General features: G+C 72.6%; 19 protein-coding genes and 1 pseudogene. 12 read left to right on the top strand and 8 right to left on the bottom strand.

Going from position 1 to position 26,015, the window contains the following annotated elements; all coding sequences use genetic code 11:
- Positions 1 to 5 precede the first annotated feature (5 nt).
- The 4 genes and pseudogenes from WHN02_RS01470 (at position 6) to thiC (ending at position 4,091) form a co-directional block, all read left to right on the top strand.
- Positions 6 to 788, top strand: a complete 783-nt coding sequence (locus tag WHN02_RS01470; RefSeq protein WP_434741722.1) for a thiazole synthase — start codon at positions 6 to 8, stop codon at positions 786 to 788.
- 116 nt (positions 789 to 904) lie between these two features.
- Positions 905 to 1,495, top strand: a pseudogene (locus WHN02_RS01465) (thiamine phosphate synthase); the annotation flags it as partial.
- 158 nt (positions 1,496 to 1,653) lie between these two features.
- The gene (gene thiD / locus WHN02_RS01460) at positions 1,654 to 2,481 is read left to right on the top strand and encodes a bifunctional hydroxymethylpyrimidine kinase/phosphomethylpyrimidine kinase (protein WP_434741721.1); all 828 of its coding nucleotides are present in this window, start codon (positions 1,654 to 1,656) and stop codon (positions 2,479 to 2,481) included.
- Positions 2,482 to 2,498: 17 nt separating this feature from the next.
- The gene (gene thiC / locus WHN02_RS01455; RefSeq protein WP_434741720.1) at positions 2,499 to 4,091 is read left to right on the top strand and encodes a phosphomethylpyrimidine synthase ThiC; all 1,593 of its coding nucleotides are present in this window, start codon (positions 2,499 to 2,501) and stop codon (positions 4,089 to 4,091) included.
- A gap of 10 nt (positions 4,092 to 4,101) precedes the next feature.
- Here the strand turns inward: thiC and WHN02_RS01450 are convergent, their stop codons facing one another.
- Both WHN02_RS01450 and WHN02_RS01445 read right to left on the bottom strand, forming a co-directional pair.
- A complete protein-coding gene (locus tag WHN02_RS01450; protein WP_434741719.1) occupies positions 4,102 to 6,018 on the bottom strand; it encodes a hypothetical protein in 1,917 nt (638 codons plus the stop codon).
- Between the two features lie 92 nt (positions 6,019 to 6,110).
- Positions 6,111 to 6,944 (bottom strand): ABC transporter ATP-binding protein, encoded by an 834-nt coding sequence (locus WHN02_RS01445; RefSeq protein ID WP_434741718.1) that lies wholly within the window; start codon positions 6,942 to 6,944, stop codon positions 6,111 to 6,113.
- Positions 6,945 to 7,214: 270 nt separating this feature from the next.
- Here WHN02_RS01445 and WHN02_RS01440 point away from each other — a divergent pair, with 270 nt between their 5' ends.
- The gene (locus WHN02_RS01440; RefSeq protein ID WP_434741717.1) at positions 7,215 to 8,246 is read left to right on the top strand and encodes an ABC transporter substrate-binding protein; all 1,032 of its coding nucleotides are present in this window, start codon (positions 7,215 to 7,217) and stop codon (positions 8,244 to 8,246) included.
- Positions 8,247 to 8,346: 100 nt separating this feature from the next.
- A complete protein-coding gene (locus WHN02_RS01435; RefSeq protein WP_434741716.1) occupies positions 8,347 to 9,204 on the top strand; it encodes an ABC transporter permease in 858 nt (285 codons plus the stop codon).
- Between the two features lie 93 nt (positions 9,205 to 9,297).
- Here the strand turns inward: WHN02_RS01435 and WHN02_RS01430 are convergent, their stop codons facing one another.
- Positions 9,298 to 10,479 (bottom strand): ABC transporter substrate-binding protein, encoded by a 1,182-nt coding sequence (locus tag WHN02_RS01430; protein ID WP_434741715.1) that lies wholly within the window; start codon positions 10,477 to 10,479, stop codon positions 9,298 to 9,300.
- 448 nt (positions 10,480 to 10,927) lie between these two features.
- Between WHN02_RS01430 and WHN02_RS01425 the strand changes: the two genes are divergently transcribed.
- The 4 genes from WHN02_RS01425 (at position 10,928) to WHN02_RS01410 (ending at position 15,494) form a co-directional block, all read left to right on the top strand.
- Positions 10,928 to 14,029 carry a nitrate- and nitrite sensing domain-containing protein gene (locus WHN02_RS01425; protein WP_434741714.1) on the top strand — a complete coding sequence of 1,034 codons (3,102 nt, stop codon included), beginning with the start codon at positions 10,928 to 10,930 and terminating at the stop codon, positions 14,027 to 14,029.
- Positions 14,026 to 14,433: a roadblock/LC7 domain-containing protein gene (locus WHN02_RS01420; protein WP_007465177.1), complete on the top strand. Its 408-nt coding sequence runs from the start codon at positions 14,026 to 14,028 to the stop codon at positions 14,431 to 14,433. Before WHN02_RS01425 ends, WHN02_RS01420 begins: the two co-directional genes overlap by 4 nt.
- Before the next feature lie 91 nt (positions 14,434 to 14,524).
- Entirely contained in the window at positions 14,525 to 14,890 is a 366-nt protein-coding gene (locus WHN02_RS01415) for a DUF742 domain-containing protein (protein ID WP_350895627.1), read from the top strand.
- A complete protein-coding gene (locus WHN02_RS01410; RefSeq protein ID WP_350895626.1) occupies positions 14,871 to 15,494 on the top strand; it encodes a GTP-binding protein in 624 nt (207 codons plus the stop codon). The genes WHN02_RS01415 and WHN02_RS01410 overlap by 20 nt, the downstream gene beginning before the upstream one ends.
- A 261-nt stretch (positions 15,495 to 15,755) precedes the next feature.
- Here the strand turns inward: WHN02_RS01410 and WHN02_RS01405 are convergent, their stop codons facing one another.
- The 5 genes from WHN02_RS01405 to WHN02_RS01385 all read right to left on the bottom strand — a co-directional run bounded on the left by WHN02_RS01405 (position 15,756) and on the right by WHN02_RS01385 (position 23,452).
- Positions 15,756 to 16,844 (bottom strand): uroporphyrinogen-III synthase, encoded by a 1,089-nt coding sequence (locus tag WHN02_RS01405; RefSeq protein ID WP_434741713.1) that lies wholly within the window; start codon positions 16,842 to 16,844, stop codon positions 15,756 to 15,758.
- Positions 16,844 to 17,191 carry a nitrite reductase small subunit NirD gene (gene nirD / locus WHN02_RS01400; RefSeq protein ID WP_434741712.1) on the bottom strand — a complete coding sequence of 116 codons (348 nt, stop codon included), beginning with the start codon at positions 17,189 to 17,191 and terminating at the stop codon, positions 16,844 to 16,846. The genes WHN02_RS01405 and nirD overlap by 1 nt, the downstream gene beginning before the upstream one ends.
- Positions 17,188 to 19,797 (bottom strand): nitrite reductase large subunit NirB, encoded by a 2,610-nt coding sequence (gene nirB, locus WHN02_RS01395; RefSeq protein ID WP_434741711.1) that lies wholly within the window; start codon positions 19,795 to 19,797, stop codon positions 17,188 to 17,190. Before nirB ends, nirD begins: the two co-directional genes overlap by 4 nt.
- Positions 19,798 to 19,976: 179 nt before the next feature.
- Positions 19,977 to 21,410 carry an FAD-dependent oxidoreductase gene (locus tag WHN02_RS01390; protein WP_434741710.1) on the bottom strand — a complete coding sequence of 478 codons (1,434 nt, stop codon included), beginning with the start codon at positions 21,408 to 21,410 and terminating at the stop codon, positions 19,977 to 19,979.
- Complete coding sequence (locus tag WHN02_RS01385; protein WP_434744123.1) at positions 21,407 to 23,452, bottom strand: molybdopterin oxidoreductase family protein; 2,046 nt, start codon at positions 23,450 to 23,452, stop codon at positions 21,407 to 21,409. The genes WHN02_RS01390 and WHN02_RS01385 overlap by 4 nt, the downstream gene beginning before the upstream one ends.
- 249 nt (positions 23,453 to 23,701) lie before the next feature.
- Between WHN02_RS01385 and WHN02_RS01380 the strand changes: the two genes are divergently transcribed.
- Positions 23,702 to 24,412: a class I SAM-dependent methyltransferase gene (locus WHN02_RS01380; protein WP_434741709.1), complete on the top strand. Its 711-nt coding sequence runs from the start codon at positions 23,702 to 23,704 to the stop codon at positions 24,410 to 24,412.
- Between the two features lie 184 nt (positions 24,413 to 24,596).
- The gene (locus WHN02_RS01375; RefSeq protein ID WP_434741708.1) at positions 24,597 to 25,976 is read left to right on the top strand and encodes an MFS transporter; all 1,380 of its coding nucleotides are present in this window, start codon (positions 24,597 to 24,599) and stop codon (positions 25,974 to 25,976) included.
- Positions 25,977 to 26,015 lie beyond the last annotated feature (39 nt).

Raw genomic sequence — 26,015 nt, 5'->3', positions numbered from 1 at the left:
ACGCGGTGACCACCACCGACGGGCTCGTCCTCGGCGGGCGGACCTTCGACTCCCGGCTCATCCTCGGCACCGGTGGGGCGGCCAACCTGCACGTCCTGGAGCAGGCGATCCGCGCCTCCGGCACCGGACTGGTCACGCTGGCACTGCGTCGGGTGGACACCGCCCCCGGCACCTCCGGTGGGCTGCTCGACCTGCTCGACCGGTGCGGCGTACGCCTGCTGCCCAACACGGCCGGCTGCTACACCGCCGCCGAGGCGGTCAAGGTGGCCCACCTGGCCCGGGACGCCTTCGACACCGACTGGATCAAGCTGGAGGTGATCGGCGACGAGCGTACGCTGCTGCCCGACGGGGTGGAGCTGCTGCGCGCCGCCGAGGAACTGGTCGCCGAGGGCTTCACCGTCCTGCCGTACACCAGTGACGATCCGATTCTCGCCCGTCGGCTCGCCGACGTCGGCTGCGCTGCGGTGATGCCTGCCGGTTCGCCGATCGGGTCGGGGCTGGGCGTGGGCAACCCGCACCACATCCGGCTGATCCGGCAGAGCGTCGACGTACCGGTGATCCTGGACGCCGGGATCGGCACCGCCTCCGACGCGGCCCTGGCGATGGAACTCGGCTGCGACGCGGTGTTGCTGGCCAGCGCCGTCACCCGGGCGGTGGATCCAGTGGCGATGGCCACCGCGATGCGGTACGCGACCGAGGCCGGTCGGCTGGCCCACGTCGCCGGTCGGATCCCCCGCCGGTTCCACGCCCTCGCCTCCACCCCGGACGAGGGGCGACCCGACCTGTGACGGCCGACCCCGCGTCTCGTGCCACACCACCATCCGGGCGGGAGCGGCCGACCGGAGAATCCGGCAGGAGGCGGCCCCCGGCCGGGCCGGAACCCTCCCCGACGCCCTCCGGGGTGGTGGTGCTCACCGGTCGGGCCGACGCCCCGAGAGGGGTGGAACGGGTGGTCGCCGGGGCGGTGGCCGGGGGAGTGCGGTGGGTGGTCCTGCGGGAGCGGGACCTTCCCCGGGCCGAACGCGCCGCCCTCGCCGTCGAGCTGCGCGCGATCCTCGCCGAGGTGGACGGCACGCTGATCGTGGCCGGGCCGGACCCGCTCGACGGGGACGCCGTGCACCTGTCGGCCCGGGGGCCGTACCCGCCGCCGACCGTCGGCCTGGTCGGGCGCTCCTGCCACGACGCCGCCGAGCTGGCCCGACTGACCACTGAGGACTACGTCACCCTCTCCCCGGTCTGGCCCACCGAGACCAAACCCGGCCACGGTCCACCCCTGCACCCCGACGGGCTGGCCCGGTTGATCGGACGCAGTCCCGTTCCGGTCCTGGCCCTCGGCGGGGTGACCACCCCAGCCCGGGTGTCCGCAGCCGTCGCGGCGGGTGCCGCCGGTGTCGCAGTCCTCGGCGCGATCATGCGGGCCGGGGACCCGGCCGAGACGGCCGTCACCCTCACCGCAGCCTTCACCGCAGCCTTCACCGCCGCCGCCGCAGGCGTCCCCACCGCTGCCGCCTTGACCGCTGCCGCCGTGACCGACGCCGCCGTGACCGACGCCGCCTCCGCCGAGGCCGCCTTGACCGACGTCGCTGCAGGCGTCGGCTCGGCCGTCGGCGATCAGCCGAACCAGCTCACCAGCACGCCCAGGAGGGGAACGCCGTGACGCCCAGGACCGTACTCACCATCGCCGGCTCGGACTCCGGTGGCGGCGCCGGAATCCAAGCCGACCTCAAGACCTTCGCCGCCCTCGGCGCGTACGGCACGAGTGTCCTCACCGCGGTCACCGCCCAGAACACCAGGGGCGTCGACGGGGTCCTCCCGTTGCCCCCGCAGACAGTCACCGAGCAGCTCGACAGCGTCCTGACCGACTTCACCGTCCGGGCGGTGAAGACCGGCGTCCTGGGCACCCCGGCCGTCGCCGACGCCATCGCCGACGCGGCCCGCTCGGGGCGGCTGCCGCATCTGGTGGTGGACCCGGTGCTGGTGGCCACCAGCGGGCACACCCTCGGGGTGACGGCGGCGGTCGAGCGGCTCCTACCGTACGCGCAGGTGGCGACACCGAACTGTGCGGAGGCCGCAGCCCTCACCGGTGGCCCGGTGACCACTGTGGAGGAGATGGTCGCCGCCGCCGAGGCGCTGGCCGCCGGCGGACCGGCGCACGTGGTGGTGACCGGCGGTGACGTGGACGCCGACGGGGAGTCCGTCGACGTCCTGGTCGGGGCCGGGGGCACCACGCTGCTGCGGGGTCCGAGGGTGGACACCGTCAACAACCACGGGACCGGCTGCTCGTTCTCGGCGGCGGTGGCCGTCCGGTTGGCCGCCGGGGACCCGGTGGCGGTGGCGGTGGCGACCGCCAAGGAGTACGTCGCCCGTGCGCTGACCGGCGGGCGGGACTGGAAGCTGGGCGCGGGAGCCGGTCCGTTGGACCACTTCGGCTGGGCCTGCGCCCCGGGTCAGGGGACCGCAGGGGCGTCCCGCCCCGCGTGAAGCACAGGGAGGCTGTCATGCACACACGCCGCAAGGTCTACGTCGAGGGATCCCGGCCGGACGTCCGGGTGCCCTTCGCCGAGGTGGAGTTGACCGGCGACAACCCGCCCGTGCGGTTGTACGACACGTCGGGGCCGGGCTCCGACCCGGAGGTGGGGCTGCCGCCGCTGCGCGGACCGTGGATCGCCGAACGGGGGGACGTGGCCCCGGTCCGGGGCGGGGGCACCCCGCTGGTGGGCGTGGACGGTCGGCGACCGACCCAGCTCGCGTACGCCCGCGCCGGGGTGGTGACCCCGGAGATGGAGTTCGTGGCGATCCGGGAGCAGGTGACGCCGGAACTGGTGCGCGACGAGATCGCCGCCGGTCGGGCGGTGCTCCCGCTCAACGTCAACCACCCCGAGTGCGAACCGGCGATCATCGGCAAGGCGTTCCTGGTGAAGGTGAACGCCAACATCGGCACCTCGGCTGTCACCTCCTCGGTGGCCGAGGAGGTGGAGAAGATGACGTGGGCGACCCGTTGGGGTGCGGACACGGTGATGGACCTCTCCACCGGAAAGCGGATCCACCAGACCCGCGAGGCGATCGTGCGCAACTCGCCGGTGCCGATCGGGACGGTCCCCATCTACCAGGCGTTGGAGAAGGTCGACGGCGACCCGGTGAAGCTCACCTGGGAGGTGTTCCGGGAGACCGTGATCGAGCAGGCCGAGCAGGGCGTGGACTACATGACGGTGCACGCCGGGGTGCTGCTGCCGTACGTGCCGATGGCGGTGGACCGGGTCACCGGGATCGTCTCCCGGGGCGGGTCGATCATGGCCGCCTGGTGCCTGGCACACCACACGGAGAACTTCCTCTACACCAACTTCCGGGAACTCTGCGAGATCCTGGCCCGCTACGACGTGACCTTCTCCCTCGGGGACGGGCTGCGCCCGGGTTCCATCGCGGACGCCAACGACGAGGCGCAGTTCGCCGAACTCCGTACCCTCGGCGAACTCACCAGGATCGCCTGGGAGTACGACGTCCAGGTCATGATCGAGGGACCGGGGCACGTACCGATGCACAAGATCAAGGAGAACGTCGACCTCCAGCAGGAGTGGTGCCACGAGGCGCCCTTCTACACCCTCGGTCCGCTGACCACCGACATCGCCCCGGCGTACGACCACATCACCTCGGCGATCGGTGCCGCGATGATCGGCATGTTCGGCACCGCGATGCTCTGTTACGTCACGCCGAAGGAGCACCTCGGGCTGCCGGACCGGGACGACGTCAAGGCCGGGGTCATCGCGTACAAGATCGCCGCGCACGCGGCCGACCTGGCCAAGGGCCACCCCGGGGCGCAGGACTGGGACGACGCGCTGTCGAAGGCCCGGTTCGAGTTCCGGTGGGAGGACCAGTTCAACCTCTCCCTGGACCCGCAGACGGCGCGGTCGTACCACGACGCGACCCTGCCGGCCGCGCCGGCGAAGACGGCCCACTTCTGCTCCATGTGCGGACCGAAGTTCTGCTCCATGAAGATCACCCAGGAGCTGAAGGAGTACGCCGCCCGGGGCATGCAGGCCAAGTCCGACGAGTTCCTCTCCGCCGGGGGACGGGTCTACCTGCCCCTCGCCTGAGGGTCCCCTGTCAGTCCCGGCTGTGTCGGCCGGAGGAGCCCAGCCGCCGCTTACCGGTCTCCGGCTCCGTGGTCGGCCGACCCAGTCCGGTGACCCAGTCGACGTACTCCTCGTCCTGGGCCGGTACCTCCGGTTCGGGGCGTTCCCTGCCGCCCCGCTCCCGAGGGGCCTCGGCGGTCGGGTCGCCCGACTCGGTCCGGTTCCGGTTGCGTCGGAAGAAGCGCAGCACGGACCGGGTCGGGGTCGCCTCGTCGGCGTTCGGATCGGCCTCCGTCGACTCGGCGGTGACCCCGACCGGCACCGGTTCCGGCTTGTGCTCGACCGGTTCCAGATCCAGGTCCGGCTCCGGCTCCGGCTCGGACCGCCGGGGCGGGGTGAAGGCGTTCCAACTGCTCACGTTGCTCAGGTCGGGCAGGGACGGGAACCGACTGCTGACCCTCGGCGCCGTCGGCTCGGTCTCCCGGACGGGGGGCTTCGGCTCTGCCTCCCGGACGACCGCCGGCGGCTCGGCCTTCCAGGCGGCGGGCTTCGGCTCCGCCTCCCAGGCGGCGGGCGACGGCTGCGCCTCCCGGGTGGCGGGCGGCGGCTCGGCCGGTCGGGCGGCGGGGACCGGCGCGGCCGGGGGTCGGGGCGCGTCGTCGTCGGCGAAGATCGGTCGGGGGGTCTCGGCCCGGGTCACCGTCGGCCAGTCCCAGTGGGCCGGGGTGGCCGCTGCCGGGGAACCGGCGTCCGGCCCCGGCCCCCTGTCGGCGGGGTCGGTCGCCCCGTCGGCACCGGTCGCCACGACCGGGGAGAGGTTCCCGGTCGTGGCCACCTGGTCGACGGGGCCGTCGGTCGGGACCGGGTCGCCATCGGTCGGGGCGCTGTCCCCGTCGGTCGGGGTACGGCCTGCGTCGGTCGGGGTCGGGGCCTCGGCTGGTGGACGGGTCGGGGTGTCGGGGGTGGACATGCTGCTGAGGCTCTCCGAAGTCTTCGGGTGGATGGGTTCGCCGGTGGTCGGCAGGTCGTCGCCGTCGGCGGGAAGCGGATCGAGGATGTCGGTCGGCTCGATGGCCCCGGTGGTCCGAGCCGCCGGGGTGAACAGCGGCCAACGCCACGCGGTCGCGGCGGCGGAACCGAGCGCGCCGGTGCCCACCGCGATCAGCGCACCGAGGTACGGGGCGAACTGGAGTTGGTCGGCGCCGTTACCCGGCCCGGCGGTCAGATAGGTGAAGGCGACCAACGCCGGCCCGGCCACCCCGACCACCGCGGTCAGCACCGTCGGGTGGCCCTGCTCGCGGGCCAGCCAACCGGTCACCGCCCCGGCGAGGAGGGCCAGCAGGGGCAGCAGTAGCGGCGCCAGACGCTGGGCCGCGGTGGCGTCGAGCCAGGCGGGCTCCACCACACCCAACCGGACGAAGGGCAGGGGACCCGTGCCGAGGACCGACGGGGCGACCGAGAAGAGGGCGACCAGCCAGATCGCGGCGGTGATCAGCGCCATGTTCCACCCCAGCGGGGGGAACCACAGGGCGGCGATCGCGGCACCGGTGCCGACCACCGCGCCGAGCACCGCGCAGACCGCCACCGGCCAGGCCGGGTTCCCGGTGCCGATCTCGGCGGCGCGGGCCGGCAGGGTGCAGAGCGGGACGACGACCGTCGCCCCGAGCCCGGCGACCCCGGCGACCGCCAGGCGACGCGCCGTGGTGGCCGTCGGTCCGTCGCGGCCGAGCAGCCGATCGGCGACGACCGCACCGGTCGTCGCGGCCACCGCCGCGCACCAGCCCACCCAGACGAGCTGTCCGGGCCAGCGGTTGGCGTCCGCGCCGTCGTACTCGCCGATCAGACGGAGAATGCCGAAGGCGTACGTCACGCCGAGCTGACCGGCACCGGCGAGCGTGCTCACCGCGAGGGCGGTGAGCAGCAGCCTGCTCCAGGTCCGAATCGCCATGTCGGGCACGTTACGGCCAGGTGGGGCCGATCGCCACCTTCGCCCAGCGTGCCGCCACGACGTGGTCCGGCGGGTCTACGTGGGTTTCCCCGTCACCGGTGTGCCGGGCCGGTGGAGGTGGCGCCCGCCGACGCCCCGACCGGCACCTGGCTCTGCTGTCCGCTGTCCGGCGCGTGCTGCTCCATGAGGAGTTCGTGCAGGTCCGCGCTGACCTGGGCCACGTCGGCCAGGTGGGCGTTGCGGCCCAGCGACCGGGGTCGGGGGATGGTCACCTCGACCACCTTGCGGATCCGGCCCGGACGGGGGCTGAGCACCACCACCCGGTCGGCGAGCAGCACCGCCTCGTCGATCGAGTGGGTGACGAAGACGATGGTGGCCCGGGTCTCCATGTGGACCCGCTGGAGTTCACCGGAGAGTTCCTCGCGGGTCAGCGCGTCGAGCGCGGAGAACGGCTCGTCCATCAGCATCACCCGGGGTTCACCGATCAACGACCGGCACAGCGACACCCGCTGCTGCATGCCGCCGGAGAGCTCGTGCGGCAGCCGCTTCTCGAATCCGGCGAGCCCGGCGAGGTCGAGCAGTTGCCGGGCGCGGTCCCGGTACTTCGCCCGACTCCAGCCGAAGATCTCGACCGGCAGCAGGACGTTGTCCAGGACCGTGCGCCAGGGGAGCAGCGCCGGCTTCTGGAAGAGCATGGCGATGTCCTGGCGGGGCTTGGTGATCGGCGTACCGGCCACGGTGATCTCGCCACCGGTGACCGGCAGGAGCCCGGCGATCATCCGCAACAGAGTGGACTTGCCGCACCCGGATCTACCGAGGACGGCGACGAACTCACCTTCGGTGACGGAGAGGTCGATGTTGCGTAACGCCTCGACCTGACCGGTGCGACCGGTGAAGGTGCGGGAAACTCCGGTCAGTCGGATCATCCCGACCCGCCTCCTTGAGCTGGGATCTTGCGGGGGACGGTCAGGGTAGCGAAGGACTGTTCACTACGAACAGTCCGGGGTGGATTTCCTCATGTTTTCCTTTCTCGACCGGAAGTGACTGGTGACCACCAGGTAGGAGTCTCGTACGCTGTGCGCGCGAAGAGTCCCCCTCTGATGCCGGAGTGAGCCACCCCCTGGGCTCGCCCGGCCTAGTTCGACGACCCTCCCGGGCGGTGAACCCTGCCCGGTGGGAAAGGACATGGTGCACTGATGAGAAGGCTGACCCGTACGGTCTTTGCCGCTGCGCTGGCCACCACCCTGGCCATGACGGCTGCCTGCAGCAGCGGATCGACCGCCTCCGAGGAGTCAGCGGGTGGTAACGGTGGGTCCCTTGAGAAGGTGACCTACCTCACCTCGTTCGCGAATTTCGGCCGTGACTCGTATGCCTGGGTGGCGAAGGAGAAGGGCTTCTTCAAGGAAGCCGGCTTCGACGTCGAGATCAAGCCCGGTCAGGGTACGGGCGCGGTGATCCAGAACATCGTCGGTGGTCAGGCCCACTTCGGCACCGGTGACCTCACCGCCGCACTGCTGCTGTACGGCAACGGCCAGGCGAAGGACTTCGTCTCGGTGGCCGCCATCCACCAGCGCACCATGGCGGGCATCGCCACGGTCGAGGGCAGCGGGATCGTGGCGCCGAAGGACCTGGAGGGCAAGAAGCTCGCCGACACCGCCGGTTCCGTGGTCCGGAACCTGTTCCCCACCTACGCGCAGCTCTCGGGCATCGACGTCAACAAGGTGACGTGGGTCAACGGTGACGCACAGAGCCTGATGGGGATGCTCGCCTCAGACTCGGTCGACGGCATCGGACAGTTCGTCGTGGGCCAGCCGACCATCGAGGCGGTCACCAAGAAGAAGGCGGTCATGCTGCCGTACAGCGAGGTCATGCAGGACCTCTACGGCAACGTGCTGTTCACCTCCAGCAAGACCGCGCAGGAGCAGCCGGAGATGGTCAAGCGGTTCACCGGCGCGTTGCTCAAGGGCCTGGAGTACGCCCTGGCCAACCCGCAGGAGGCCGGCGAGATCCTGAAGAAGAACGTCGAGGCGACCAACGCCGCCGCCGCCGCCGCCGAGCTTCAGCTGATGGCCGGGTACGTCCGGTCCAGCAACTCCGGCACCGTCGTGGGCACCCTGGACAACGGCCGGGTCGCCAAGAGCATCGCGATCCTGCAGGGCGCCGGTGCGTTGAAGCAGAACCTCACCCCGGACCAGGTGGTCGACTTCCGCCTGACGCCGCAGAGCTGATCGAAGCATCCATGACCAGGGGGTACGCCCCACCGATCATTCGGTGGGGCGTACCCCCTGTCGTCCCGGCCGACGGGCCGGGAGGTTTGAGGAGGAGAAGATGACCGACGTCCGGGTGCCGGCGGTGGCTCCACCACCGACCACGACGGACAGTCCGGCGGCGAGGGAGCCGACCGGGAAGGGCGTGCACGTGCGCGCCGGGACATCGGCGCTGGGGCTGCCGGTGGTCGGGCTGCTGATCGCGATCGGCGTGTGGTGGCTGACCGCCCGGCTGGAGCTGGTCCACCCGGCCGCACTGCCCCCACCGGGATCGGTGCTCGCCGCGTTCGTCGAGAAGCCGTCCCTGATGCTGGACCACACCTGGACCACCACCCTGGAGATCCTGCTGGGTTTCCTGCTCTCGGCGGTGGCCGGTATCGCGATCGGCCTCTCGCTCGCCGCGTCGCGGACCGTCGAGCGGATGTTCACCCCGTTGCTGGTGGCGATCAACGCGGTTCCGAAGATCACCCTGGGGCCGCTGCTGGTGGTGGCGTTCGGGTGGGGTCAGATGCCGATCCTGACCATGGTGTTCCTGCTCTGCTTCTTCCCGATCGTGCTCTCCACCGCCACGGGTCTGACCACCACCCCGGCCGACCTGGCCGAGCTGGTCCGGTCCTGGAACGCGTCCTGGTGGCAGTCGTTCCGCAAGGTCCGGTTCCCGGCCGCGCTGCCGCAGATCTTCGTCGGGCTGAAGGTGGCGATGCCGTTGGCCGCGATCGGTGCGGTGATCGGTGAGTTCCAGGCCGGTGAGGCCGGCCTCGGTTTCGTCATCCAGCAGTACGCCGGGATCGGGGACACCGCCACCTCGTGGGCGGCGATCATCCTGGTCGCGCTGGCGAGCATCCTGCTCTACTCGGCGCTGGTGGCCGTCGAGCGGTTCGCCCTGCCCTGGGTCCGCGAGACCACCTCGCACCGCTGACCGGGTTCCGACGCCGTCGGCGACGGACCACCGGACGCAGAGCCGGCCGGCCTCCTGACCCAGGAGGCCGGCCGGTTCGTCACCGAGGGCCGGTCAGCCGGCCAGACGCCACCGACCGCCCCGGGCGACCAGGGTGGTGAGGGCCTGCGGCATCAGCGCCGAGTGGTTGTCCGGGGTGATCCGGATCGGGCCGGAGAGCCCGTCGAGCTGAGCGGTCTCCAGGACGTCCCGGATGCCGTCCCGGTCGACCTGCCCGGCCGGGCCGGAGCGACGCAGTTCGGCGTCGGCGATCAGCTGTACGGCGTCCGCCGCGAAGGAGGAGAAGCCGTGGTAGCTGCCGTACCGGGCGGTGTAGTCCTGGAACCACTGGCGGCGGGCCGCCTTGGCCGGGGTCGTGGCGATGACGTCGTCGATCGCCATGGTCTGGGTGAAGACCAGTGTCGACCGGGCGTTCGCCCGCCCCGAGCCACCGAGGAACAGCTCGCCCCCGGCCACCGCGTCGAAGTAGAGGTTCCCGTCGAAGTCCGCCTGCTGGGCGGCGTTCGCGGCGATGGTGGCCTGCTCGGCGTTGGTCCAGAGGACGACGGCGTCCGGTCCTCCGGAGACCAGCTGCTGGACCGGCTGGGCGAGGTCGGTGACGGTGCTGCCGATCGCGATCCGGCGCTGCAGTTCGATGTTGGCCTTGGTCAGCTCCCGGCGCAGGGCGGCCAGGCCCTCCCGGCCGTAGCTGTCGTCGCTGTGCAGCACGGCCACCGTACGGTTGCGGGCCCGCTGGAGTTCGTCGACCAGGACGCTGGCGCTGGCCCCGGCGCCGGGGGCGAGCTGGAACACGTACCGGCGGTCGACGACGGGGTTGACGACCTCGCTGGACGCGGCGAGTGCGATGGTGGGGACCCGCCGTTCGTTGATGGTCCGGACCGCCCCCACGGCGCACTCGTTGCAGCCGCCCATGACGACGGCGCTGATCCCGCTGTCGTTGCCGAACTCACCGACGTTGCGCAGCGACTCCGCCGCGTCCGATCGGTTGTCCTTGATCCGCAGTTCGATCCGGCGACCGTTGAGGGCGCCGGAGGCGTTGAGCTGTTCTACCTTCAGTTCCAGGGCACGCTGGTACGCCTGTCCCACCGGCGCCGAGGCGCCGGACAACTCCAGGTCCGCGCCGATGACGATGGGGCTGGTGTCCTCCTCGGCGGCGCCGAACTGGCAGCCGGTGAGCGTCGTGGCCAGGACGGCCGATGCTAGCGCCGCGATGGTCGCGGTGCGGATGGGGATCAACTCTGTCCTCCAGGGTGCGGCACGGGTCCAAGCCCGGTCACCGCCGGTTCCGCCGTCCTCATTGCAGGATCGGGAATCGTGTGCCGTACGGTGTGCGCGAAGCCTGCAAAACCTTGCCAATGCCAAGCGCTGCGGTCAAGCGCGGGCACCGGCAGCGTTTCGGGACAGCCGTCCCACATGCTGGAGACATCAGCTGTTCACAGACGCTCACTTTGCAGATTCATCCGACCACTCTGGATCATATGCCCTGGTCAGGGGCGGTAGAGAATTGGCGGTATCAGGTGATCGCTGCGGGTGTCGGGCTGGGCTCGACGGTTTTCTCCCTCACTGCGGCTTCCCAAACCGGATCTTCTTTGATGAAATCGCGGCCGTGCCGAGCGCGGCCCTGCCCGCCGCACTCGGCGTGGGTCGGCGGGTCAGGCGTGGAAGAAACGACGGAGGCGATGCCGTGAGCACCGGACCTACGACCATGCCCGACGCTGGTGACGGCAAGCTGGAGACAGTACGTCGCCGACTGCCCCGGCTACGGGACGCCCGGATCCGGTCCAAGCTGGCCCTCATTCTCGTCGTTCCGGTCGCGGCAGTCATCGCATTGGCGACTATCCGACTGATCGCCACCGGCGAGGGCGCCGTCGAGGCCACCCGGATCCGTGCCCTCACCGCGCTCTCCGTCGACGTCTCGGCGCTGACCCAGGACCTGCACCGGGAGCGGATGGCCGCCGCCGCCTACCTGGCCACCCCCGGTCAGTCGGCCGACGACTACAACCTGCGGGTACGCCGTACCGACGAGCGCATCGCCGACTACCGCGAGGAGCGGGCGCGGGTCGGGGCCGTACCGACCTCGGTCGACAACCGGCTCGACGTGATCGACAACCACCTGGAAACCCTCAGCGGCACCCGGCAGGGCGTGCTGGACCGGCGGCAGATGCCGGTCGCCGCCGCCGCGCTGCGCTACGGCGTGGTCCTGGGCGACCTGGTCTCCTACGGTGACGTGCTCGCCCAGCTCTCCGGCGACGACCGGCTGGCCGAGAACCGCCGGGCGGTGGCCGCGTTCAGCCGCGCCAAGGGCGCCGTCGCCGAGCAGGAGGCCGTCGCCTTCACCGCCCTGGTCGGTGGTCGCCTCGACGAGGAACAGTTCTCCTCCTTCGTGGCCACCCTGACCGGTCAGCAGGAGGCGCTGCTCGCCTTCTCCCTCGCCGCCGACCCCGCTCAACGGGCACTCGTCGACAGCACCGTCTCCGGTGACGCCGTCGGCCTGGCCGACAAGATCGCCAGCGACATCACCCGCTCGGTCGGGCAGAGCGCGCTGGTCACCAAGGAGGAGGCGGCCAACTCGATCGGTGCCGTCAACGACCTGATGCGCTGGGCCGAGGTGCGGCTCCAGGACGAGCTGCTCGCCGACGCCGAACAGGCCCGTACCGAGGTGATCCGGCAGGCGATCGTCGAGGCGATCCTGGTGCTGCTCACCCTGATCATCGCCGTGACGCTGGCCGTGATGCTCGCCCGCTCCCTCAACCAGTCGCTGCGTCGACTGCGGGAGGGCGCCCTCTCGGTGGCCAACCACGACCTGCCCGAGGCGGTGAGCCGGCTCCAGAACATCAACAACGTCGGCGACGGCGGTGTGGAGGAGATCGTCCGGCAGGTCCGGGACCCGATCAAGCTCAACACCCGCGACGAGGTCGGGCAGGTGGCCCTGGCCTTCAACGTCGTCCACCAGGAGGCCGTCCGGGTCGCCGCCGAGCAGGCCGCCCTGCGGACCAGCGTCTCGGCGATGTTCCTCAACCTGGCCCGGCGCTCCCAGACGCTCGTCGACCGGATGATCGGTGAGCTGGACGCCATCGAGCGCTCCGAGGAGGACCCGAAGCGGCTCGCCCGGCTCTTCGAGCTGGACCACCTGGCCACCCGAATGCGCCGCAACGACGAGAACCTGCTGGTCCTCGCCGGTGCCGACTCCGCAGTACCGCGCCGCGACGACGCCCTCCTGGTCGACGTGCTGCGCGCCGCCCAATCCGAGGTGGAGCAGTACAACCGGATCGAGTTCGGCACCGTCGACACCGACGTCTCCGTCGCCGCCCACGCCGTCAACGACGTGGTCCGGCTCGTCGCCGAACTGCTCGACAACGCGACCCGGTTCTCCGCACCGAACACCACCGTCGTGGCGGACGGACGCCGGATCCGGGACTACGTCCTCATCCAGATCGAGGACCGGGGGCTCGGGCTCAGCGACGAGCAGCTCGACTCGCTCAACCGCCGCCTGGCCGCGCCCCCCACCGTCGACGTGGCGGCGTTCCGCCTGATGGGTCTGGCAGTGGTGAGCCGGCTCGCCTCCCGGTACCAGATCCGGGTGGAGCTGCGCCGCAACGTCGAGGGCGGGACCGTCGCCCAGGTGACCCTGCCCGCCGCGGCAGTGGTCCTGCCCAGCCAGCGGGGCCGGGACCAGATCGAGAGCCGGCCGCGTCAGCCGGAGCCGACCCCCCTGACCCCGGCGAGCGTCAACGGCGACGCCCCGGCCGGTGCCGGTCGCAGCTCGGCGGCGACCATGACCGAGCAGTGGCGCACCCCCGCCACGACCCCCACCCCCACCCCACCGGTCAGTTGGCAGACCCCTGTCGACGCCCGGACCACCGCCCCGCCCGTCCGGGCGGGTGGGTCACCGCTGACCACGCCCGAACCGACCCCGGCCGACCCGGCGGTCCGCAACGGCGGCCTGCCTGCGGTGGGTGGCCCCACCGTGGCGATCCCCGCCCTGGACCCGCTGCCTCGGCGGGCACCGGTCGACGAGCCGACCCGACCGGCGACCCCGGTGCTGCCGGCCGGCCCGACCGCCGGGCTGCCGGCCGCCACCTCCACCCCGGCACCGACTCCACTGCCCGCTGTTCCGGCACCGACTTCCCCGGCCGCCAACCCCCCGGTGACGGGACGTCGGAACCAACCGGCCGAGGCGCCGATATTCCGGGAGATGGAGGCGGTCTGGTTCCGGTCGCACGGCAACGACGAGACCGCCATCTTCACCCGGCCCAGCTTCGACCAACCGCCCACCACCGGCACCACGACCCCGACTCCGGCGGCTCCCGCCGCGCCGTCCCGACCGCCGCTGCCGACCCGGACCCCCGGAGCGGTGGCCACCCCACCGCCGGCACCGGCACCGGCCCAGACGCCACCGCCGTCGTACACCCCTCCGGCGGCGAGCGCGCCACCGGCCGTACCGACGGCCCCCGCCGAGCCGGCACCGAGCAGCCTTCCGCCCGTCTCCGCCCCGTCGGCCGCCGAACCCGAGGCATGGCAGACCGCTGCCGACGACGGTTGGAGTCGGGCGAGCCGGGCCGCCGAGCCGACCAACTCCGGCACCACCCGTTCCGGGTTGCCGAAGCGGGTCCCGCAGGCCCAGCTCGTACCGGGCGGGATCGAGAACAAGAGCGGACGGGACCGGAGCCGACGGACGCCCGACGAGGTACGCGGTCTACTCTCCGCCTACCACCGGGGTGTCCAACGTGGCCGCACGGCCGGGGCCGACCAGAACAGCACCTCGACCAAGGAGACGAGCCGATGAACAGGCCAGCGGCTATGCAGGACATGGGTTGGCTGCTCACCAACTTCGCCGACAGTGTGGCGGGTATCGCACACGTGGTGGCGGTGTCCGCCGACGGGCTGTTGCTCGCCTCGTCCCGGGACCTCCCGGGGGACCGGGCCGACCAGCTCGCGGCGATCACCTCCGGTGTGGTCAGCCTGACCGAGGGGGCGGCCCGGATGTTCAGCGCCGGTGGCGTCCTCCAGACCGTCATCGAGATGGACAGCGGATACCTGTTCCTCATGTCGATCAGCGACGGCTCCTCGATGGCGGTCCTCGCCGCCCGCAGCTGCGACGTCGGCCAGGTCGGGTACGAGATGGCGCTGCTCGTCGAAAGGGTCGGTGCCGCACTGGTTCCGCTGCCGCGGGATGCCGTGCGATCGTGATACGCATCACCACAGAGGCCGGTGGCCAGAGCGCACCGGGACAGACGTGAACGGCAACCCACCAGTGCCGTACGGGAGGAGGTGACCAGGGATGGACCAACGTCGCTCGGACCCACGGGGCGCGCTCGTACGGCCTTACGCGGTCACCCGCGGTCGCACCGAGCCCCGACAGGACATCGCGCTGGAGGCGGTGCTGACGGCCAGCCCCACCGCCGTCGCGGAGTCCCGTTTCGCCGGACACGACAAGCACCGGATCGCCTCGGTCTGCGAGGGACGGCCGCAGTCGCTGGCGGAGATCGCCGCGTACACCCGGATGCCGTTGGGCGTCTCCCGGGTGCTGGTCGCCGACATGGTGGCCGAGGGTCTGCTGACGCTACACACTGCCGCTCCCGCCGACGGGTACGAGGAGCGCATGGAAATCCTTGGAAGGGTGCTAAGTGGACTTCGCAGGCTATGACCCCGCCGGGGCCCGCCAGAACCGGGGAATCGTCTCGGCGAAGATCGTGGTCGCGGGTGGCTTCGGCGTAGGCAAGACGACCCTCGTCGGAGCGATCTCGGAGATCACTCCGCTGACCACCGAGGCGGTGATGACCGCAGCGGGTGTGGGGATCGACGATCCGTCCAAGGTGCCCGGCAAGGAGACCACCACGGTCGCCATGGACTTCGGTCGTATCACGATGGCCCAGGACCTGATCCTGTACCTGTTCGGTACGCCCGGTCAGACCCGGTTCTGGTTCATGTGGGACGAGATCATCAGGGGTGCGGTGGGGGCCGCCGTCCTGGTGGACACCCGTCGGATCACCGACGCCTTCGCTCCCCTGGACTACTTCGAGAACCGCAAGCTGCCGTACGTCGTGGCGCTCAACCACTTCGACGGCGCGTCCCAGTACGAGCTCGAAGAGGTACGCGAGGCGCTGGCGATCTCGCCCGACGTACCGCTGGTGTGGACCGACGCCCGGCACCGGGAGTCGGTCAAGCAGGTCCTGGTGACAGTGGTGGAGCACGCCATGATGCGGCTCGAAGCCGAGCACGGACGGGGTTTCCCCGCCCCCGTCGGCTGACCGACCCGACCCACCCCGGAGCCCTCCCCGACGCCCCCCAGCGCCGGGGAGGGCTCCGCCCTGTCCCCACCCTCCCGCGCCCCCACCCTCCCGCGCCCCCACCCTCCCGCGCCCCGCCCCCTCCCGCGCCCCCCACCCTCCCGCCCTCCCGCCGTCTCGTGCGTTGATCAAGGGGTTTGCGTCATGGATCCGGCCGCGGGTGACGCAAACCCCTTGATCAACGAACAGATCGCGGGTGGGGACGGTGGGGGAGGGGTGGGGTCAGTCGGTGTGGAGGCGGTAGCCGCGTTTGACGACGGTCTGGACGACTCGGGGGGTCTTCAGGCCGGCTCGGAGTCTGGCCACCGCCATCTCCACGGCGTGCTCGTCGGCCCCCCGGGGCAGGGTGCGCAGCAGGGCGGCACGGGACATGACCCGGCCGGGCGAGCGGGCCAGTTCGCGCAGGATCGCCATCGGGGCGGGGGCCAGGAGACGCAGCTCCCCGTCCACCACGGCGGCGTGGCCGCGCAGGGTGATGAGGTGACCGGCCGCCTTGACGGTGGTGGTCCGCCTGGGCAGTTCGTCGACGATGGTGCGGGCCAGGGCGCCGAGGCGGGCCCGGGTCGGGGTGGTGACCGGTACGCCCCGACGGCGCAACGGTTCGGCGGTGACCGGCCCCACGCAGCCGGCCATCACCTCCGCCCGCAGGGCGTCGAGCACCGCCGAGGTCCGGTCCCCGGCAGCCCGGATCAGTGCCTCCGTCGCCATCGCGGAGGTGAAGGTGACAGCGTCGACGAGTCGTCCGGCGATCAGGTCGATCAGCCGGTGCAGGGGGGCCGGGTCGGTCGGGGGAGCCCACCGGTAGACCGGGATCTCGATGACGGTGGCCCCGGCCGACTCCAGGGCCAGGGTGCACTCCGGCTGGCGTTCCCCGTGCAGCTGCATGGCGATGACCTGCCCGGCCACCCCGCGTCGCCGAAGGTGGTCGACCACCTCGTCGCAGCTCTCGGAGTCGGGGGACCACTGGTCGTGCAGCCCGGCGGCCCGGATGGCACCCCGGGCCTTGGGGCCCCGGGCCACCACGTACGCGTCGGTCAGCACCGACCGTAGGGGCTCGGCCAGCCCCCAGCCCTCGGCCGCCTCCAGCCAGCCCCGCATCCCGATCCCGGTGTTCGCCATCAGGATGTCCGGCGGACGGTCCAGGCAGGCCCGGGTCGCCTCGCGCAGTTCGGTGTCGTCGGCCAACGGCACGATCCGCAGGGCCGGGGCGAGCACCACCCGGGCCCCCCGCCGTTCCAGGAGGGCGGCGAGTTCGTCTCGCCGTCGGTCGGCGGTCACCCCGATGGTGAAGCCTGCCAGTTCCCCACCCATCATTCCTCCTGTCGCAGCCGCACCTCGACCAGACCGTCGCGGCACCGCACCTCGTGTCGGGACACACCGGCCCCGGGTCGGTCGAGGCAGTCACCGGTCCGCAGGTCGTACACCTGCTTGTGCAGGGGTGAGGCCACTGTCGGCACCCCTTCGCGGCTGCCGACGATGCCCCGGCTCAACACGTTCGCGCCGCTGGCCGGGTCGAGGTTGTCGACGGCGTACAACCCCTCGGTGGTCCGGAAGACGGCCACCTGGACCCCCTCGACGAGGGCGGCGACCCCCCTGTCGTACTCCAGCCGGGTCAGGGGGCAGACCGGGGTCCAGGCCGGGGCGAGGGTCGAGGTCATCGCGGCACCTCCGGACGTCGGGCCTGGGGCAGACCGAGCCGGACCGGCCCGGCGACCGCCGGTTCCCCCCGGTCCGGGCCTCGCCGGTCGGGCCCTTCCTGCGCCGGTCCTCCTCGGTCCGCACCGACCTGCGCGGGGCCGACCCGCGCCGGGACCGGTTGGCCCCGGACCAGTTGGAAGTCGATCGAGGGGTCGGGGACCCCCGGGGCGTTGACGAAGGAGGTGAACCGGCGCAACCGCTCCGGGTCGGCCAGGGTGTCCCGCCACTCGTCGGAGTAGGAGTCGACGTGCCGGGCCATGGCGGCGTCCAGTTCGGCGCAGAGACCCAGGGAGTCCTCGACGATCACCTCCCGCAGGTGCTCCAGACCCCCCTCCATCGCCTCGATCCAGGCCGACGTGCGCTGCAACCGGTCGGCGGTCCGGACGTAGTAGACGAGGAACCTGTCGATCAGCCGGATCAGGGTCTCGGTGGACAGGTCGGTGGCGAAGAGGTCGGCGTGCCGGGGCTTGAAACCCCCGTTGCCGCCCAGGTAGAGGTTCCACCCGTTGTCGGTGGCGATGATGCCGAAGTCCTTGCTGCGGGCCTCGGCACACTCCCTGGCGCACCCGGAGACCGCCGACTTGAGCTTGTGGGGGGCGCGCAGCCCCCGGTACCGCTGTTCCAGGGCGATCGCCAGCCCGACGGAGTCCTGCACCCCGTACCGGCACCAGGTGTCCCCGACGCAGGATTTCACCGTACGCAGGGCCTTGCCGTAGGCGTGACCGGACTCGAAGCCCGCGTCCACCAGCCGCCGCCAGATCTCCGGCAACTGCTCGACCCGGGCCCCGAACAGGTCGATCCGCTGACCTCCGGTGATCTTCGTGTAGAGGTCGAAGTCCCGGGCCACCTCCCCGATGACGATCAGCTTCTCCGGGGAGATCTCCCCGCCGGGGATCCGGGGCACCACCGAGTAGCTGCCGTCGCGTTGCAGGTTGGCGAGGAAGTGGTCGTTGGTGTCCTGGAGGCTGGCCTGCTCCCCGTCGAGGACGTACCCGTTGCCGAGGCTGGCCAGGATCGAGGCGACCACCGGCTTGCAGATGTCGCAGCCCCGGCCCACCCCGTGTTCGGCGACGAGCTGGGAGAAGGTACGGATCCCCCGGACCCGGACGATGTCGAACAGCTCCCGGCGGCTGACCGCGAAGTGTTCACACAGGGCGGTGGACTGGCGTACCCCGGCCGCGTCCAGGAGCTGCTTGAGCATCGGTACGCAGGAGCCGCAGCTCGTCCCGGCCCGGGTGCACGCCTTCAACCCCGGTACGTCGGTGCACCCCTGGGCGATGGCGGCCTCGACGTCGTCCCGGGTCACCGCGTTGCAGGAACAGACCTGGGCGGTGCCGGGCAGGGCCGCCGCCCCGACGCCGACACCAGTGGCGTCGGCGGGGGCCAGCAGGGCCAGCGGGGGACCGGGGAGGGGACCCCCGACACCGGCCCGCAGGGTGGGGTAGGCGGTGGCGTCCCCGACCAGGATCCCCCCGAGCAGGGTCCGGGCGTCGTCGGAGAGGACCAGCTTCGCGTACGAGCGGGTGGCCGGGTCGGTGTAGGTGACGTCCAGGCAGCCCGGGGTGGTGCCGTGGGCGTCCCCGAAGGAGGCCACGTCCACGCCGAGCAGCTTCAGTTTGGTGGCGGTGTCCGCGCCGGGGAAGGTGGCCGTCCCGTCGAGCAGCCGGTCGGCGACCACCTCGGCCATGGCGTACCCGGGGGCGACCAGGCCGTGGCAGGTGCCGTCCACCGCCGCGCACTCCCCGACCGCCCAGATCCGGTCGTCGGCGGTCCGGCAGGAGTCGTCGACCGCCACCCCGCCCCGGGGGCCGAGGGCCAGCCCGGCGGCCCTGGCCAGCTCGTCGCGGGGGCGGATGCCGGCGGCGACCACCACCAGGTCGGTGTCGACCCGGGTGCCGTCGCCGAGTTCCAGGGCGGCCACCCCGCCCGCCGGGCCGGGGAGCAGGGCGGTGGTGGCCGTCCCCAGGTGACAGGTCACCCCCAACTCCTCGACGTACCGGCGCAGCATCGCCCCACCGGCGGTGTCCACCTGTACCGGCATCAGCCGGGGGGCGAACTCCACCACGTGGGTGGTCAGGCCCAGCAGACGCAGGGCGTTCGCCGCCTCCAGTCCGAGGAGCCCCCCGCCGATCACCGCCCCGGTGTGGCGGCCGGCGGCGTACGCCCGGATGGCGGTCAGGTCCTCCAGGGTGCGGTACGCGAAGACCCCGGGCAGGTCGGTGCCGGGCACCGGGGGCACGAACGGGTACGAGCCGGTGGCCAGCACCAGCGCGTCGTACGGGTACTCCCCGACTGCCGTGGTGACCACCCGCCGGTTCCGGTCCAGGGCGGTGACCGGCTCGTCCAGGCGCAGCCGGACCCCCTCGTCCGGGGTGTGCAGGTTCAGCTCCTCGGCGTCGACCCCGTCGAGGTACGCCGACAGCCGCACCCGGTCGTACGCCGGTCGGTCCTCCTCGGCGAGGACCGTGACCTGCCACCGTCGCCCGGTGTCGCGGGCGCGCAGGGCCTCGACGAAGCGCTGCCCGACCATCCCGTTCCCGACGACGACCAACCGTCCGCCGTTCATCCGTCCACCTCCATCATCTCCTCCGCTGCTCCCCCCACCCCCACCCCCACCCCCACCCCTGCTCCCACCCACCTGCCCCCGCCCCCTTCCCCGTCTCGCCCCGTTGACCAAGGGGTTTGCGTCAGGAACCACGACGGAGCTGACGCAAATCCCTTGATCGACCCCGAAGGGGGGGTGGGTCATGGGGTGGGGGGTGGGTCGGTGGTGGCCAGCCAGGTGGCTATGCCGGTGAGGGCTTCTCGGCAGGTTCCGCAGCCGGTGGCGGCCCGGGTGGCCGCCGACAGCTCCGCCGGGGTTCGGGCACCGGCCCGCCAGCAGGCCACCAGGGCTCCCTTCGTCACGTCGTTGCACTGGCAGATCGTCGTCGCGTCCGGCATCAGGGCCGGGGATCCGGCCGTGCTGACCGGGGCCGTCCCGAAGGCCCGGCCGAGCAGGAGGGACCGTCGGTCGGCGGGGACCGGGGTGCCCCTGTCGAAGAGCTGGACCACGGTGCCGACGGAAGGGTTCTCGCCGACCAGGATCGCCCCGGTCAGGCGATCCCGGTCGATGCGCAGCCGGGCGTAGGTGCCCCGCGTCGGGTCGGTGAAGGTCAACTCCTCCACTCCCGGGGTCTGTGTCGACCCGGTGGTGTCGCCCATCGCGGCCAGGTCGACCCCGGCCGCCTTCAACCGGGTCACCCCCGGTCGGGGCCGGTACCGGGCCGCCGGGTCGGTCCCGGTGAGCAGGTCGGCCACCACCCGGGCCTGCGCCCAGGCCGGGGCGACCAGGCCGGTCAGGGTGTCCCGGTGCTCGGCGCAGTCCCCGACCGCCGAGATCGCCGGGTCGCTGGTGCGCAGCCGGTCGTCGACCACCACCCCCCGCCGCACCGTCAGCCCGGCAGCAGCCGCGACTGCGGTGTCGGGGCGTACCCCGCAGGAGAGCACCAGCAGGTCGGCGGTGAGTCGCCGGCCGTCGGCGAGGTCGAGGTGGACCCGGTCGCCCTCGGCGGCCACGCCCGCAGCCGGAACCCCCAGCAGGGTACGGACCCCCAGCCGGTCCAGGGTGCCGGCGAGCACCGCCCCCGCCGTCGGGTCGAGTTGCCGTTCCATGAGGTGCGGCCTGGGGTGGACCACAGTGACCCGGAGCCCTCGCGCGGCGAGCCCCCGGGCGGCCTCCAACCCCAGCAGCCCGCCGCCCAGGACCAGGGCCTCGCCGGCACCCTCGGCGGCGGCGAGGATCCGCCGACAGTCCGCCAGGGTGCGGAAGGGCACCACCCGGTCGGGTACCGGGTCCAGCCCCGGCAGGGGCGGCACCACCGCCCGGGCCCCGGTGGCCAGGACCAGGTGGTCGTAGTCGTACCGCTCGCCCTGGTCGGTGTGCACCTGCCGGGCGGCCCTGTCGATCCCGGTGACCGTCACCCCGGTCCGGACCTCCACGCCCGGCCCGGCGGGGTCGGTCAGCTCCAGGTCCGGCTCCTCGATCTTCCCGGCGAGCAGGGTGGAGAGCATGATCCGGTTGTACGCCCGGTGCGGCTCCGCGCCCAGGGTCGTCACCTTCCGGTCCCCGCCCCGGGCCTGGAGGTCGGCGGCGAGCCGGGACCCGGCCATGCCGTTCCCGACGACCAGGACTCTCATGCCGGCTCCCTCTCCGTGGCCGGGGCCACCCGCTCGACCCGTACCGCGCAGATCTTGAACTCGGGCATTCCGGAGACCGGGTCCACAGCGTCGTTGGTGACCGAGTTGGCCCGGGCCGCACCCGGCCAGTGGAAGGGAGCGAAGACGGTGTCGGGGCGGATCGTCGGGCTGATCCGGGCCGGGGCCTGCAGCTCCCCCCGGCGGGAGAGCACCCGCACCGGATCCCCTTCGGCCACCCCCAGCCTGTCGGCCAGGTCGGGGTGCAGCTCCACGAAGCCCGTCGGGGCGGCCCGGCGCAGGGCTGCGACCCGACGGGTCTGGGTCCCCGACTGGTACTGGGCGAGGACCCGACCGGTGGTGAAGTGCAGCGGGTAGTCGGCGCAGACCGGTTCGGCGGCGGGACGGTGGGAGACCGCCCGGAGTCGGGCCCGACCGTCAGGGGTCGGGAAGGAGTCGGCGAAGAGCCGGGGGGTGTCCGGGCCGGTCGGGTCGGGGCAGGGCCAGAACACCCCGGTGTCGGACTCGATGCGCTCCCAGGTGACTCCGGCGTAGTCGGCCGGGCCTCCGGCCGAGGCCCGGCGCAGCTCGGTGAAGACCGTCGCCGGGTCGGTGGGGAAGTCCACCGGGGAGTCGAGGCGGTCGGCGAGCCCGGCCAGGACCTCCAGGTCGGTACGGACCCCGTCCGGTGGCGGGCGCAGGGCCCGGCGACGCAGCACCCGACCCTCCAGGTTGGTCATGGTGCCGTCCTCCTCGGCCCACTGGGCCACCGGGAGCACCACGTCGGCCAGTTCGGCGGTCTCCGACCGGAGGAAGTCGGCCACCACCAGCAGGTCCAGGTCGCGTAGCCGGGACTCGACCCGGGCGGCCCGGGGGGCGGAGACCACCGGGTTGGAGCCGAAGACCAGCAGGGCTTTCGGGCCGGTGTCGGTGCCGAGGGAGTCCAGGAGCTGGTAGGCGGGGACCCCGGGGCCGGGCAGGGACTCGGGGGTCACCCCCCAGACCCCTGCCACGTGGGACCGGGCCGCCGGGTCGTCGATCCGCCGGTAGCCGGGGAGCTGGTCGGCCTTCTGCCCGTGCTCGCGTCCCCCCTGGCCGTTGCCCTGCCCGGTGAGGCATCCGTACCCGGAGCCGGGGCGGCCGGGCAGGCCCAGGGCGAGGGCCAGGTTGATGAAGGCGGTGACGGTGTCCACCCCCTTGGCGTGCTGCTCGGCCCCCCGGGCGGTGAGGATGACGGCCCGGTCCACGGTGGCCAGATCCCGGGCGGTCGTCTCCAGGTCGGCCACCGGCACCCCGGAGAGCCGCTCCACCTCCGCCGGCCAGTACCCGGCCACCGTCCGCCGGACCTCGTCGAAGCCGGTGGTCCGCTCGGCGAGGTACGCCCGGTCCAGCCGGCCCTCGACGAGGGCGACGTGCAGGAGGGCGTTGGCGACCGCCAGGTCGGTACCGGGCAGGGGTTGCAGGTGCAGGTCGGCCTGTCGGGCGGTGGCGGTGACCCGGGGGTCGACCACTATCAGCCGGCCACCCCGCTCCCGCATCGCGGCCAGGTGGCGCATCAGCGGGGGCATGGTCTCCGCCGGGTTCGCCCCGACCAGCAGCAGGGTCTGCGCCTGCGCCAGGTCGGTGACGGGAAAGGGGAGCCCCCTGTCGATCCCGAAGGCCCGCAGCCCGGCCGCCGCCGCCGAGGACATGCACCAGCGTCCGTTGTAGTCGATGTTCCGGGTGCCCAGGGCCACCCGGGCGAACTTGCCCAGGGCGTACGCCTTCTCGTTCGTCAGCCCACCCCCGCCGAAGACCGCCACCGCGTCCCGGTCGTACCGCTGCCAGGTGGCCCGGATCCCGGCGGCGACCCGGTCCAGGGCCTCCGCCCACCCGGCCGGACGCAGCGGCCCGTGGGGACGGTCCCGCACCAGGGGGGTGGTCAGCCGGTCCGGGTGGTCGAGCAGTTCGGCGGCGGTCCAGCCCTTCTGGCACAGGCCCCCCTGGTTGGTGGGGAACTGCCGGGGGGTGACCTCGATCCGGGTCCCGGAGGTGCGCAGCACCATGCCGCACTGGAGGGCGCAGTAGGGACAGTGCGTGGCCGCCTGTCGGGGCCCGACCCCCGGAAGCGTCGCCGTCTGCGCACCGTCTGTCATGTCCGGAAGCGTGCCGGGAGGCAGTTTCCGGTCCGGGTCTGCTCTGTTTCGGTCCTGTCAAGAGCGGCTCACACCGCACCGGAGTTGCAGGTCAGACGGCATGGTCTAAAATGTGAGAAGACCGTCTCATATTTCAGGACATCCCGAGGAGGGAGCGGCATGGGTGTGGTGGACTCCTTCGATGCCGTGGCGGGCGGCTACGACCAGGCCCGTCGTCGGCTGGTGCCCTGCTTCGACGCCTTCTACGGCACCGCCGTCGAGGTCGCGGCACCCCCGATCCGGGCGGCCCTCGCCGCCGGGCGTACCCCCGAGGTCCTGGACCTGGGGGCCGGCACCGGCCTGCTCTCCCTGCTCCTGACAGCGGCCCTCCCGCAGGCCCGGGTGACCCTGGTCGACGCGGCCCCGGCCATGCTCGCGGTCGCCGCCGGGCACCTGAAGACCCGGGGGATCGCCCACCGGATCGTCCGGGCCGACCTCGCCGACCCCCTCCCCGAGGGGCGGTACGACGCGGTGGTCTCCGCCCTCGCCGTGCACCACCTCGACGACGAGGGCAAGCGAGGGCTCTACCGGCGGGCCGCCGGAGCACTGGTGCCCGGCGGGGTCCTCGTCAACGCCGAACAGGTCGCCGGCCCCACCCCGACCCTGGACCGACGGTACGACGAGGTGTGGACCGCCCGGATCACCGAACTCGGCTCCGACCCCGCCGAGATCGCCGGGGCCCGGGAGCGGATGCGCCACGACCGCCCGGCCACCGTCGGCGACCAGTGTCGGTGGCTCACCGAGGCCGGCCTGGTCGACGTGGACTGCTTCTTCAAGGAGTGGCGCTTCGCGGTCTTCGGCGGACGCCGGCCGGAGACTGACCCAGGGTGACGTCGGGGGCGGATGTCCACCGACACCGTGCAGCAGGCGGTCCGGATCCGGCGACAGCTCCGAGCCCTCACCGACGGCCCCGGGCGGCGGTGCGGTTGTCGTATCCGGCCCGACCCGGGACGGGCACCCGGCGGTAACGGCCCCTTCCTAGCGTCGGCGGGCAGACCGACGAGGAGGAGCCGCCGTGAGCACGCTCGCCCCCACCACGCCCCCCGCCGCAGCAGCAGCGCCCAGGGGTCGACACCGCCTCGAACACTGGCGTCCGGAGGACCCCGCCTTCTGGCGGGACACCGGGGCCCGGGTCGCCCGCCGCAACCTGTGGGTCTCCATCCTCGCCGAACACGTCGGGTTCTCCGTCTGGAGCCTCTGGTCGGTGACCGTCCTGTTCCTCGGCCCCCAGTACGGCATCGACCCCGCCGGGAAGTTCCTGCTCACCGCCGTACCCGCCGCCCTGGGGGCGGTGCTGCGGCTGCCGTACACCCTGGCGGTGGCCCGGTTCGGTGGCCGGAACTGGACCATCGTCAGCGCCCTGCTCCTGCTGGTGCCGACGGTGCCCATGGCGGTGCTGCTGGAACCGGGGGTCTCCTACTCCACCCTGATGGTGCTGGCCTGCCTGACCGGGGTGGGCGGGGGGAACTTCGCCTCCTCCATGGCCAACATCAACCTGTTCTTCCCGGACCGGCTCAAGGGGCGGGCCCTCGGCTTCAACGCGGGCGGGGGCAACCTGGGGGTGCCGGCGGTGCAGCTCGTGGGGCTCGCCGTGCTGGCCACCGCCGGAGCCGCGTACCCCCGGCTGGTCCCGGCGGTCTACATCCCCCTGATCGTGCTGGCCGCCCTCGCCTCGGCCCGGTGGCTGGACAACATCCCCGCCGCCCGCAACGAGCCGGGTGCCCTGCGGGCCGCCGCCGCCGACCGGCACACCTGGGCGATGTCGGTGCTGTACGTCGGCACCTTCGGCTCCTTCATCGGGTTCGGGTTCGCCTTCGGCCAGGTGCTCCAACTCCAGTTCGCCGAGCGGTTCCCCACCCCCGTCCACGCCGCCTGGCTGACCTTTCTCGGCCCCCTGATCGGATCGCTGGTCCGGCCGGTCGGGGGACAGCTCGCCGACCGGCTGGGCGGGGCCCGGGTGACCTTCTGGAACTTCGTCGCCATGGCCGCCGGGGCCGGACTGGTCCTGTACGCCGCCCGGGACCGCTCCTTCGGGCTGTACCTGGTGGGCTTCCTGGCCCTGTTCGTCTTCTCCGGCGTCGGCAACGGATCGACGTACAAGATGATCCCGGCGATCTTCCGGGCCCGGGCCGGGGCCTCGGTGGCGGCGGGACAGCGGGAGGCGGAGGCCGCCGAGCGGTGGGCCCGCCGGATGACCGGCTCCCTGATCGGCATCGCCGGGGCGGTCGGGGCCTTCGGTGGGGTCCTGGTGAACGTGGCCTTCCGGCAGTCGTTCCTCGTCTCCGGTACCGCCGACGCCGCCTACCTCGCCTTCATCGGCTGGTACGCCCTCTGCTTCCTGGTCACCTGGGCGGTGTACCTACGCCCGGGCGCCCACCGGCTCTCGGGCGTCTGACCGGCTCCCGGGTGTCTGGCGACCTCGCAGGCGGGTGAT

It is taken from the genome of Micromonospora sp. SH-82, assembly GCF_051132485.1.
In the GTDB taxonomy this organism is placed as follows: Bacteria; Actinomycetota; Actinomycetes; order Mycobacteriales; family Micromonosporaceae; genus Micromonospora.
This window is presented reverse-complemented; position numbering and strand designations above follow the sequence as displayed.